The organism is Pseudomonas sp. N-1-13 (genome assembly GCF_057787095.1).
This window is the reverse complement of the sequence record NZ_JBYNRI010000001.1, coordinates 564,338-577,135: the sequence shown is the minus strand read 5'-3', so window position 1 is coordinate 577,135 and position 12,798 is coordinate 564,338. Positions and strand designations below refer to the sequence as shown.

The 12,798-nt window shown below is 61.6% G+C and carries 6 protein-coding genes; 1 reads left to right on the top strand and 5 read right to left on the bottom strand.

Features of this window, described 5'->3' with window-relative positions:
* Window positions 1-23 precede the first annotated feature (23 nt).
* Entirely contained in the window at window positions 24-620 is a 597-nt protein-coding gene (locus AC3I65_RS02570; protein ID WP_047227382.1) for a MarC family protein, read from the top strand.
* 54 nt (window positions 621-674) lie between these two features.
* Here AC3I65_RS02570 and AC3I65_RS02565 read toward each other — a convergent pair whose 3' ends face one another.
* From AC3I65_RS02565 to cobG, 5 genes are all read right to left on the bottom strand, one after another.
* Window positions 675-7,748, bottom strand: coding sequence for a TcdA/TcdB pore-forming domain-containing protein (locus AC3I65_RS02565; RefSeq protein ID WP_488523436.1), 7,074 nt, complete (start codon window positions 7,746-7,748; stop codon window positions 675-677).
* Window positions 7,749-8,213: 465 nt separating this feature from the next.
* On the bottom strand, window positions 8,214-9,905 hold the full coding sequence (cobJ, locus tag AC3I65_RS02560) for a precorrin-3B C(17)-methyltransferase (RefSeq protein ID WP_281459581.1): 1,692 nt from the start codon (window positions 9,903-9,905) through the stop codon (window positions 8,214-8,216).
* On the bottom strand, window positions 9,905-10,639 hold the full coding sequence (locus tag AC3I65_RS02555) for a precorrin-2 C(20)-methyltransferase (protein WP_281459582.1): 735 nt from the start codon (window positions 10,637-10,639) through the stop codon (window positions 9,905-9,907). Before AC3I65_RS02555 ends, cobJ begins: the two co-directional genes overlap by 1 nt.
* On the bottom strand, window positions 10,636-11,262 hold the full coding sequence (locus AC3I65_RS02550; RefSeq protein ID WP_047227378.1) for a precorrin-8X methylmutase: 627 nt from the start codon (window positions 11,260-11,262) through the stop codon (window positions 10,636-10,638). Before AC3I65_RS02550 ends, AC3I65_RS02555 begins: the two co-directional genes overlap by 4 nt.
* Window positions 11,255-12,574 (bottom strand): precorrin-3B synthase, encoded by a 1,320-nt coding sequence (gene cobG / locus AC3I65_RS02545; protein WP_231990601.1) that lies wholly within the window; start codon window positions 12,572-12,574, stop codon window positions 11,255-11,257. Before cobG ends, AC3I65_RS02550 begins: the two co-directional genes overlap by 8 nt.
* Between the last annotated feature and the right edge of the window lie 224 nt (window positions 12,575-12,798).

Here is a 12,798-nt window from a genome sequence, read left to right as displayed (position 1 = left end):
TTTCTCCGCCTTGAGCCTCGACCATGCTTCATGTGTTGTTCAGCGTTTATCTGAAGATGCTGGTGCTCTACAGCCCCTTCTTCGTGCTGTCGTGTTTTATCGGCCTGACTCGCGGCTACTCGCGCAAGGAACAACGGCGCCTGGCCTGGAAAGTCGCGATCGCGACGCTGGTGTCCAGCGTATTGCTGTATTTGTTCGGACGGGTGATTTTCAGCGTGTTCGGCATCACCGTGGATGCGTTCCGAATCGGCGCCGGCAGCGTGCTGTTCATTTCGGCGCTGGGCATGGCCCAAGGCAAATCAGCCGTACAGACAGATAATGTTCAGCAGGACGTGACCATTGTCCCGCTGACCATTCCGTTGACGGTCGGCCCCGGCACCATTGGCGCCCTGCTGGTGATGGGCGTGAGCCAGCCGCACTGGGACGACAAACTCATGGCCATCATCAGCATCGCCCTGGCCAGCTTTACCGTCGGCGTGGTGCTTTACCTGTCCAGCCGCATCGAGCGGATTCTCGGTGACCAGGGCTTACAGATTGTCAGCCGCCTGATGGGGTTGTTTGTCTGCGCGTTGGCCGCGCAGATCATCTTTACCGGGGTCAGAGGCTATCTGGTGCCCTGACACAGCAGCGGTCTGCTTGCGACGTAAGACCCCAGCGAGAATATCGGACCGTGGTCAACTCACCAGATTGCTTTCCTCCTCATACGATACGTGTGACAACTCTTTGAGCGCGACACCGTTGCTGGCATTCTGCAAAGCACCCAACTGCTCAATCAGTGTCGAGACGGTGTAATGCCGGTTTCCTCCAAAGCTGAGCACGACTTCTCCGCGCAAGTTGACATCCGCCGCATACACTTCACGAAAAATCACACTGTGCCCACTGTTCGGGTCGATGATCACCAGATGTTCATGGATGGGGCTCAGCAACAACTGGTCAGGCTCATCGTGCTCCCAGATCAACTTACCGGGGATTGTCTGCGCGCTGCCCAGCGAGTGCCGGCAATCGAGAATGACCGACTTGACTCTCAACCAGGCCGCTTTCGACAACCTGTAACTCACCGCGCCTTGTCCCATGCGCAGGACCAGAGTCGTAACATCGTCCGGCATCAGCGCAAGAAGATCATCAACCTTCATCTGGCCCTCAATAGCCAGAACCTCGGCATCACGCCGGATGTAACTGAGTGGCCCAAGATGCTCCATACCCGGCAAGGTCAGCAGCTTTCCGTTCCTGCTTTCATGAAGCAGCACGTTGCTCCGCTGCTGGGTGCCCAATAGTTCAAAGGACTCTGGAATGACCGTCTTGGGAACCCGAATCACACGCTCGGTCTCGGCGACGAACCATTGCAGGTTACCGGGCTCCTCCACTGACAGCAGTGCGCTGCGAAATGGCTGGGCCGCCAGCTGTTTGAGGCCCTCGAGCTTCCGGCCACCTTGTGCGACGACCCATTCGTGAGTGACGCCGGTAATCAACGCCGGCTCCCGGTCTCGCAGCACAACCACCACGCCCTCGAATGTCACGCCACGCAGCCCCACTCCTTCGACCGTCAGTTCGACAAACTGCCAGGGCGCCCATGCACGCTCCGCGGCGGGTAATGCATCAGCCTGCAGCAACTGCGAACCCTGGCCAAAAGCGGACTCCAGTTTCTGCGGATCGATGAATGCCTGGCGATAGACTTCGCCACTCGATACATCGAACAGCCAGGCCGCTTCGCTATCCGGGGTAACGCCGAGCAGGCGCACTTGCTTTGCATGCCCCCATTCAGCCAGCAACAATCGGTTGCCGACGTACCAGGCACACAACCTCGCGTCACCGTTCAAGTGGGTCAAGCCGATCAGGGCAAAGCTGTCGGTTGCGTATTGCCGGGCCAAGGGCTCCAATGCGGACCACCAGTGCGCCCGATCCTTGAGCCACACTTCACTCAAACCGCCCAAGGCCAGTCTGCCCTGGCTCGTCAGGTTGAAGAACAGGCCCTCTGACGTCAGGGCGACGTAGCCGCCGTCAACCGCCATGACGTTTTCCAGCTTCTGCGGGCGCATCCATGTTTCGGACCAGTGTCCCTTTCCCGCCACCTCGGTACGTTGCTTGCGACACAGTTCCTGTCTGAGCCGGTCATAGATGACAAACACATCGCTGTCGCCCGCCGGTGTCAGCAACGTCAGGTCAGTCATGTGCTTGATCGAGTCGGCCCAGCCACGGTGATGGTTGCGGCGGGGTGAGGGACGGATGATCAAGTGATCGCTGCGGCGAACCCAGGCCATGTCCCGCCACTGCGCCTCGGGCTTCCAGCAAACCGAAACAAAGGGGGCAGGCCGCCAGTTGACGGTGATGAAGCTGTCCTTTTCGCTGGCGGACGGGGTAAAGGGGTAGCCGTTACCAAGGATCAGCGACCAGTCGGCCAGTGTTTCGCTGGCACTCAGGACCGACTCCAATGCCAGGTCCAGGTCCCGAGTGATCGAACTGAGCAGCAGTTGCCCCTCATGTATCACATAAACCAGAACATCGCGGGCCTGATCCTTGCGGGTGATTTGCTGAACGACATGAATCACCCCCTGAGCATCCACCTCGACGCGCTTGATGGTGCTTGCGACATTGCTTGCGCCCCACAGCCAATAACGATGGCTCAACAGCCCGGTCACCGCGTCGACTTGCCAGATGATCAGGTTCTGCGGGTCGTAGAAGTAACAGGAAGCACCCGCCACCGCTCCCAACACAGCGGCATCGACACCCGGCATATCGTCACGGATGTACAGGAAGCGGTCCTCCTTCGCGTCGTACCAGGCCGTAACATAGCGGGGCTCGTCCGGTGCCTCGAACGGAATCAAATAATGGTGCACCGCCGTATACGGCATCACCAGGCGGTGCTTTTGAGCCAGAGTCTTGAGGTGTCCCTGCAACGCCTGTCGACTCATGCCCGGAGGCACATCCTGCTCGACGAGGGTGAGTTTGCATGCCTGCAGCTCAACCTGAAACACTTGATTGTCGGAGATCTTGAGCACAATTTCATGGCTCCCCGTTCCCGTTAGCGTCACTTGGAGCTCACCGATAAACAGTTTCCCTGAACCCTCGAAACGGATGTCGCTCTCGCCGACCCAAGGGGCGTCCAATACCCAACTGGACTTCTGCGCAGGCCCCGACTCAAGGATCAGGCCCACGCCGGGATTGAGTCCCAACGCGCAGCGTTTTCCGGCACCCCGAATCCGATAGGCTACCTTTGCGTGCCAGAAGGCAGGGAGAACGGGCACCACCAGCGAGCGATCGACGGAATCGAGCCACACATCGATCACTGTTGGCCGATAGTCAGGCACCATGCGGTAGAGGATGTGGTCGCTGGGAAACGAATAGAACGAAAACAGGAACAGCCAGCCACCATCCGCTTTCCTTTTTTCCAGACGCCGGGCCGTGTCGAAACCGGTGTCATGGCGCAGGCTCGCGAAGGGCAGCGCCTTGTACTCGTAGCGATAACAGGTTTGCGGTGTGCAAGGCAGGACGACGACCTGGTCTGCCGGCGGCGTGAACTTGACCCGACCTGGCAGATTCAACTCTCGACGGATATCGATTGCCCGGCGGTAATCGTCATCAAAGGTCGGCACGCCGAAATGATCACGTAGCGGATACAGCCTGGGGCTGTCCAGCACGAGCTCGGAGCGGGTCAGGTCCAGCGTCTGAACGATCAACGAAGAACGCGGCAGCCATGCCCCACTGGGGGCATCAAAGTGATAAGGCTGAAGATGAGCTTTTGTAGCCTCATCGAAGAAAAGCCCGACTTGCTTGGCTTCTTCAGCAATGGTGGCGAAACCCTGGGCCAGCGCGGCCACCCCCACCGCCAGCCCGCCCAGCATCACCGCGGCGCCGCCCAGAAACGCTCCGGCGGTGGTGGCACCGGCGGCGTAAGCGCCTACCGACAACGCCAGACCGGCCGAGTCGAACGCCAGTTGGGTGCCGAACTGCGCGCGTTCCACTTCGTTTCGGGCAGTCGACAACTGATAGATGTCGAAGCCGACATTCGCCAGTTGCAGCAGCCCCCCTGTCGCTTCGCTCACGCTGCTTCCCACCGCCGCCTTCACCACTGGCGCGACGGTACGGGCAATCAGTTTTTCTTCAGCCAGTGCCTGACGCACCAGCCCCACCAGGCCCGCGATATCCACCACGTTGCCGTGAACCAATTGCGCGTAATTGACATAGCCATGCAAGCGCACCGCCAGCGTCAGGGAGCGATCAGGCCCTTCCTGCCGTCTCAATGCATTCATCAATGCCTGTATGGCGAAACCGGCGTTCAGGGTATGGACGCTGCCCACTTCGGTGGGATCGCTGGGCACGGACGGTTTATTGGCCAAGGCTGAAAAACGTTCCGAGAGGTAGCTTTTTATACGCAAGAGTCGATGGTCGTCAGTGACGACCCGTACCAGGTGCTCGGGACTCTCAGGATCGATCAGGCTTATGCGGTACGATCCGTTCGACATGACCTCCAGGGTTTCGAACAACGGCACAAGGCCTGATGCCAATTGACCCGCCTGCTGAAGATGGGCCGTTGCCTGCGCGATCTGTTGCCCCCACCACTGGCCATCCAGCGCCAGCAGACAGTTGCCCAGTCGAGGATTACTCTGCAGCGACTGCCCCCGGGCATTGGCCAGGCGCTGCCTGACCGGGCGCAGCGCCTGCCCGGGCAGCGCGCCGGGTTGCAGCAGTTTGGAAACTTCAATTGCACCAGACAATGCCAGGCTCGCCACCTTGGCACCGTCCAGGTCGATGAGATCGAAGGTCGGGCGCGCCGCATCGCCATACGCGGCGTAATAACTGGCCATCTCGTGCTGAAGGAAGAACTGCTCCAAGGCTTGCCTGAAGCGTGTCGCCTGCTGGAACTCGAATACGCCAAAGTTCGGATCGTAGAAGTGATACGTACTGCGCTCCCCCTCTAGGGTCTTGGCCACCAGCATGGCGTGATTGTCGGAGTTGAGCATCAGCGTGCTGGTCGTTGTCCTGGCTTGCAGAATGTCCACCACCGCATTCAGATCCGAGCGCGCCAACCCACGGCCGACGTCGCCGATCTGCACGTCGCGCAACGACTCCACGCAGTTGAGGAACGTCTGCGAATCACTGGCCTGAGGCTCGATAACCCCCAGGTAGAACCGCTCACGCAAGGTGTTGACCGCAACCTTGTCCTGCGACAAGGCAGCTGCCATTGCCAGGGCCAAGGGATAACAACGTCCGCCCACCCTGTCGCCATCGCCCTGGAGCAGCAGATCCTGAGGTACAAGCTTGATTGTGTCGGCATCGAAATCGTCCAGGACAGTACCGAGGCGTTCAACGACCCGGACACGGTATTCAAGCTTCGCCACCTGGCGGATCCGGGCGACGTGCTGGCCCCATTGGCGCAATGTCAAAGGCTGCTCCAGGGCGTTTTTCTTCAGGGCCAGGGCGGTTTCCTCATGCCCTGGCGGATACTCGGCCGCACTGGCAAGCCCGGCCAGAAAAGCCGGCGCCTTACGTTGGTACAACGCATGCTCGATCGTTGCATAGCCGCCGGCGCTTCCCTGGTTCGCGACGTTGTTGGCCAGGTTATCCAACTGCGGGCGTACCGCATCGAAGCTGCGATTATCCAAGGCCGTCGCACCGGTCAAGCCCCCCAGCAGCAGACGTTGCAGGGGACTCAATTGAGCGACTTCAAAATCACCTTTGGCGAGGCGCTCCAGAAGCTCAACGACGGACAACCGGCGCGTTTGCTGATCGCTCAACGATGCTGGCGGCAACGCACTGGCGCTTTGGGCGAGGATCGACTGACGTTCATCAAAACCCAGCGGTATCGCCTTGTCGAAAATCACCGTCCCGTCATGGCCCAGACTCATCATCTGCATGAACGGCTTACCCAGCTCATCGGCAAGATGCTGCAAAAGCTCGGTGGACAACACATGTCGCCCCTCGATCACCGGCCAGCCTTCATCGAACTGGAGCGTACGGTATTTGAGCAGCTCGGCCATATCGCCGGCATAACGAGCCTTGAACCGGCCCTCTTGCCAGCGTTTTTTCTCGTTAACGAGCCATTGCCCGGTGTCACTTTCGTTTTCCTTCCAGGAGTGATCCAGCTCCTCCTCGGTGGCCCCATTGACGCTGCCGACGGCGGCGATGGCCGCCTCCGCGCGCCACTGCTCGGCGGTTCGCGGGGTGAAATGCGCCCGGTGGTAATCGGCCATCCCCTCGCGCATGGCGGCTGGGCCGGTCAGGTAGATCGTCACTTCGCTCTGGGGGCGGATACCGTCGCTGTAGTAAGTGGCGGCCGCCTCCACCAGAAACGCCGCGGCCATTTCCGCTTCCGGCGACAGTTCGTGAAACGCACCGAAAACCTGCGTTGCGGCCTGACGCGCAAGGCCGATCATGCTCTGGGCATCGGTAAGGGCAACGTTTTGCTCATCGGCCAGGCGCGCGGTGGCATCGACGATTTCATAGTTGAGCCTGAAACGCTCGAGCACGGTTTTGAGCATCGCCGCCCCAGGGTGGCCCATCAAAAAAGCGTTGCTCAACGAGTTTCGCGCGGCAACGGCGCGCAGCTCGTACGGACGCGCCAGACGCTCCACCGGCGGGCGAAAAACGCGGTTCAACTCGGGCTGGCTTTTAGCGAACCGCTCCAGCGCATCGCGATGCCGCGACGGGATCGCGTGGAGATAATCCGTGTACTGGCTGCGCAATGCCTGACGGCCGGGCATCCAATCCGGGTTTCGATCAAGCAACAACTGCAACACCCCCAGGCGCGCGTCGGTCTTGAACTCACGAATGTCCACCTCCCCCAGTTTCTCCAGCAAGGGCGGCAGGTGATCGATATCGACATAGCTGCCCCCTTCGGCGAACAGGGCTTCGACACGCACAATGTCGGAGCCCCCGGCAAACATGCCACGCAGACTGATCTCGCGTTCGTAGATATCCCGCAAGTGAAGGGGTGCTTGACCGGCGGCAACGTCGCGCAGGCTCAGGCAACCCTCAGCCAAGGCCGTGAGGCTGAGGCGGTTATCGTTCATCAGGGTATTGAGCCGCGCCTTATCCTGGCCGTAGGCGCGAACCAGCAGATCGATTCGAGCCTCATCGGCACTGCCGCCGTTCTTCACAACCTTGGTGATATGCGCATACATCTGCTGCTTCAGGACGATGGCGCGTTCTTCATAACGGTCGCCCAACTCCAACGGATCGACACTGGCCTGCCCGCCATTGAGCATGGCATCGGCCTTCGCGGCTTCGACAATGATCCGGTTGGTCTCATAGGCCAGCAGCGCGTCGCTGTCATACCAGAGACTGAGGCGATAGCCCTGCGGGCCCATCACCTTTTTCCAGATATTGATGTAATCACGCTGAATCGCCCCGACGCCGCCCCCAAGCCAGACAAAATGCAGGTTTTTCGGCACTTCGGTAGCGGGTAGTTTCAACTGCTCGAAGCTGTTGTGCAGGCGCGCTTCGAAACCCTCGATTTTGTTTTGTATCTGCGCCAGGTTCGCAGGCCCGGCGCCATCGGTGCTCAGCGGCTCCGGCGCACGACGGCGCCGGCTGTTTCCCTGCAAGGTTCCCACCGCCTGCTTGAGCAGCCCCAACGGTTCCAACATGCGCGCAGAATCCAACAAGGCGATACAACCAAAGTAATACCGAAGTACCGAATCATATTGTTCGGAACCCTTGTACGGTATTAATGCCCGTTCAAGATCCTTTAGTTTCAACAAACTCACAAAATCGACGTAGTCATCCGCCGATGAGCGCTCAGGTTCACTCATAAACAATACTTCCATTTATCGTATATAAATACAGGACAGCCTTGCACGATGACCGCCGACAAGCGCTTCCAAGCACTCGGGCAGCCTCTGCATCAAGTCATCCAAAGAAATAATCTTGTCAGGAGAATTTGCGCGCTCTCTCCTGCAATAGATAAGTAGCAGCCATCCGCAGTGCGCCCCAACAACAGCGTTCACTCAGGCCGCAAACAGCACTTTACAGTCCCAATCAATTTCAAAGCGGAAGCAAACATAGCCCACACTTCGAACGCTGTTCAACTCACAAGGAATTCAATAAGTTTCCGAACACAATGACTTAGCGCTCGCGCATCGAATATTTATTTCATTATTCAAACAAACAGGTATTCGCGACGTCTACAGCGTCAAACAGCGGGTCGTCTTGTACCCACGAAGTCTCGAACATGACGAAGTCAGATAGAGGCGGCCCAGGCGGGCCGCCGGGTTTTATCAGAGCGGTTTGCTGCCATACCAACGCGGCGTGTACACCCAGTCGCCCCCTTCGGCGCGCGGGAATACACACGTGGTGGAGGAACCGATCAGCACCATGGTGCGCATGTCCACCTGGTCCGGGGTCAACTGTCCCAAAGTCGTGACCCGCAGGGTCTGGCCCGGACGACCGATATCACGCCCCAACACCACCGGCGTGTGCGGCGTGCGATGTTGCGCAACGATCTCCAGCGCTCGCCCCAGCTGCCACGGTCGGGAACGGGAAATCGGGTTGTAGAACGCCAGGGCCAGGTCTGCTTCAGCCGCCAGATCCAGGCGTTTCTCGATGATCGACCACGGTTTGAGATTGTCCGACAGAGACATCACGCAAAAATCATGACCCAGCGGCGCACCGGCTTGGGCGGCGGTGGCGAGGGAAGCCGAGACGCCCGGAAGGATTTGCAGGTCGACGCTATGCCAATGGGCATCCGTCGACTCGTGCAGCGCTTCGAGCACCGCGGCGGCCATGGCGAACACGCCTGGATCGCCGGACGACACCACCACCACGGAACGGCCCTGGGCCGCCAGTTCGAAGGCATGACGGGCACGCTGCATTTCTTCGCGGTTGTCGGTGCAGTGCTGCACCTGATCGGACCGGAAGGGACCGGCCATGCGCACGTAGGTTTCGTAACCCAGCACATCGGTGGCACGGTCGAGTTCGGCGCGCACGGCCGGCACCATCAACTCGGCAGCGCCGGGGCCAAGGCCGATCACGGCAAGACGCCCGCGCGGGCGGCCGATCTGTTCGGGGTCAAGGGGCTGCTCAGTCACGGCGATGGCATGGCTGCCCATGACCTGTAGCGATGCCGGTTGGCCGAGGGCATCGCTCAACCCTGTTTCGAGGTTGCCATTGATTGCGGCAAAACGCAGCGGCACACCCAAGGCCGATGCCGTTTCGTGCAGCTCAGGACGGGCCATGTCGCTGTCCGCCGCCAACAGGCACGCCAGCGACTGCGGCGCGAGGCCGGCCTGCTCCAGTATCGCGCCGATGTCCGCCGACGCCCCTGCACTCAACGCCACCAGCACATTGCGCGGATAAATACGCAGCTCATCCGCCGCCGGTGTACCCGCAGCACTGTCGATACGGATCGCCAACCGTGCCCGTTCATCCTCGGGTAACTGCGCCTGAGCCAGCCACGGCGCGGCGCCTTCGATGCGCACCGATTCACCTGCCAGCAGATCGGATACAAAGCGCTTGCCCTGCTCCAGATCGTCAAGACGGTAACCGCTCGGCGGATTGAGCAGGCAAGTGCCAAAACGCAATTCACCGCTGGTGGTGATCGCCGGGGTGACTTGCAGCGCTGTGGCGATATCACGGGCCATGACATTGACCCCGCCCAGCCCGCCAAGCAGCGGCACCACCGCGCTGCCGTCCTCGGCCACCGCCAGCACCGGCGGCTCGACGCCTTTTTCCAACAGCAGCGGCGCCAGCGTGCGGATGACGATGCCGGCCGCGCACAGGGCGATGATCGGCGTGTCCTGTTGGTAGAGCTCGCGCAGCGTTGTGCCGAACTCGGTGTATTGACGATCCACACCCTCGACCCGTCCGCTCAGGCCGTGAATCAGGGCGTCAGGGTAGCGCTGCTGGATCCGTCGGGCGGTGGCGAGACTGCCCGGGCCGAGGATGACAATGGCCGGCACTTTGGAAGTCATCAACCCTGCCACCGTTCGCCGGGCACGATGATCAGCGAGAAGTACGGCGAGGACATGGGCTCGACGTCGTCCAGCGGCACGATCTTCTGGTTGGCCATGGTTGCCCGCTCGACGTACAACGCCCGACCGTCCAGGCCCAGTTCCTGGAGCACCTGCCGGACCTTGGGGAAGTTACGCCCCAGTTTCATGATCACCGCCGCATCGGCGTCGGCCAGGCGGCGCTTGAGTTCCTCAAAGGGCAGTACGCCGGAGAGCACCGACAGGCTCTGATTGCGATAGACCAGCGGCGCACCCAGCACCGAGGCGCCACCGAGCATCGAGCACACGCCAGGAATCACGTCGGCGTCATAGCGCTCGGCCAGGCGATCGTGCAGGTACATGTAAGAGCCGTAGAAGAACGGATCGCCCTCGCAGATCACCGCCACATCACGACCGGCATCCAGATGCACGGCCAACTGCTCGGCAGCGGTGTCGTAGAAGTCGGCGATGACCTGTTCATAGGACAGCGGGGCCGGCAGCGCTTCGGTGGTCACCGGATAGACCAGCGGCAGCAACGTCTGCGCCTCCTGCAAATGCGCCTCGATGATGCCGAAAGCGTTGCCCTTCTTGCCCTTGGCGACGAAGTACGCCACCACCGGCGATTCGCGCAGCAGGCGCAGGGCCTTGACCGTAATCAGTTCCGGGTCACCGGGGCCTACGCCGAGGCCGATCAGACGTCCAGGCTGCTGCATCATTCAATCTCCGTAGCGAGGGCGTTGACGGCGGCGGCGGCCATGGCGCTGCCGCCGAGCCGGCCTTGCATGATCACGAACGGCACGCCACGGCTGTTGGCTGCCAGCATCGCCTTGGACTCGGCGGCCCCGACGAAGCCCACCGGGAAGCCCAGGATCAGTGCCGGTTTCGGCGCGCCGGCATCGAGCATTTCCAACAGGTAGAACAGGGCGGTCGGCGCGTTGCCGATCACCACGACACTGCCTTCCAGATGCGGACGCCAAAGCTCCAGGGCGGCCGCCGAACGGGTGTTGCCCAATTCAAGGGCCAACGCCGGCACGCTCTCGTCGCGCAAGGTACAGATCACCGGATTGTTCGCTGGCAGGCGAGCCCGGGTCACGCCTTCGCTGACCATCCGCGCATCGCACAGGATCGGCGCACCGGCGGCCAGCGCCTGGCGTCCCGCCGTGCCGGCGCCCTCGGAAAACTGCAGGCCATCGACGGCCTCGACCATGCCGCAGGCGTGAATCACCCGCACCGCGAGTTTTTCCAAGTCGGCCGGAATGCGCGCCAGGTTGGCTTCGGCGCGAATGATCGCGAAGGAGTTGCGATAGATCTCCTGACCGTCGCGGATGTAATCAAGCATCAAGGGGGCTCCGGGGGCGAGCGTCGAGCCAGTGGCCGAGCGCTTCAATAGTTAGATCGTGCGCCTGCAACGCGCCGAAACCCGGCAGCGTCGCATCGCGAAAATACAGGTCGTAACGACCGGGGGCGACCGCCAGCAAGGTGGCGGGCGCGACATGGGCCGCTGCGCAGGAACGCGGACAGCCCGAGAGATGGATCTTCAGGGCACGGCCCTGGCGTTGCAGCAGCTCGGCCAATTGACGAGCATCGGCCTTGGTGTCGGCCAGGGCTTTGCCACAGCCACTGGAGCCGGTACACGCGATGAGTTGCGCCAGGGGTTGCTCGAGCGAGCACAACAGCCCCAACTCCTCGAGCCGCGCCAGCACATCGGGCGCATCCTCGCGGCGCACGTTGGGCAGCAACAGGCTCTGCCAGGGGCTGAAACGCAGGCTGGCGTCGCCCTTGTCCCGCGCCAATTGCGCCGCTGCGCGCAGCATGACGGCGTCGAGCCGGCCCAGAGGCGCCGCCGCGCCAACGTAGACCCGGTCGTCGTGCTGGGAATGGATGCCGATGTGCAATCCGTCGATGGACTCGCCCCGCCGCCAATCCGGAGGGGGCTGCAACGCCACGCGGCGGGCCAACTGGACGAGGAACTCACCCCTCGGGATTTCGGCCAGCACGTGACGCATGCGCGTCTGGTCGGGACGGGCCAGGTCGAGAAACAACTCCAGCACCGCCACCACCAAATCATGTCCCTGGGCCAGGCGCACAGCGCCGTCCGGCTTATCCAGCGGGGTGCCGGCCAGCCCGAAGGCCAGCCACGGTTCGCCGTTGCGAACCAGCGCCGAGAGCCACAGGTCATGGTGATGTTCAAGCATCGCCAACCCTTCCCCGCCGTCCAATTGCACGGCGAACTTGGCCGACAGCTCATGGAAGCGTTCATGGGTTTGCAGGGTGAAAAGAATCCGCGCGGCCAACGGACGGGTATCGAGCAGCATCTGCCGGTCGATCCCGGCCGTGGGGCTGAGCATCAGGTTGCGCACGTCATCGCCGGCTAGTTTGCGGGGGCCAAGTCCGGCGTTCAGCAAGGGCTCGATCAACGCATCGTGCTGGGGCCCAATCCCACGGATTTGCAGGTTGGCGCGGTTGGTCGCCTCGATGACGCCACCGGCGAACCGCTCGGCCGCCAACGCCACGGCGTCGGCCTGATCCGCCTGGATGGAACCACCGTCGAGCTTGATCCGGCAGATCCCTCCGTCCAGCGCCTGGACGACACGCAGCAACCCCGGACAACCCGAGGGGCGTATGACGCTGGATGATGGACGTTCGTTCAAGGGCAAACCGGTCGATAAGGCACGCCGCAACGGCGAAGGCCCGCCATTATGCCTGCTTTGCCGGGGGGCATGAAAAGCTTGCTGGTCGGATTGCGGGCATCGCGCTGCGCCAGGGAGCCGATCACGGCCACAAAACGGGGGGAGCGAGCCTGTTCGCGATAGCGGTCCACCTGAAAGGGTGATGTTGAATGTGCCAACGCCTTCGCGAGCAAGCCCGCCAAAGG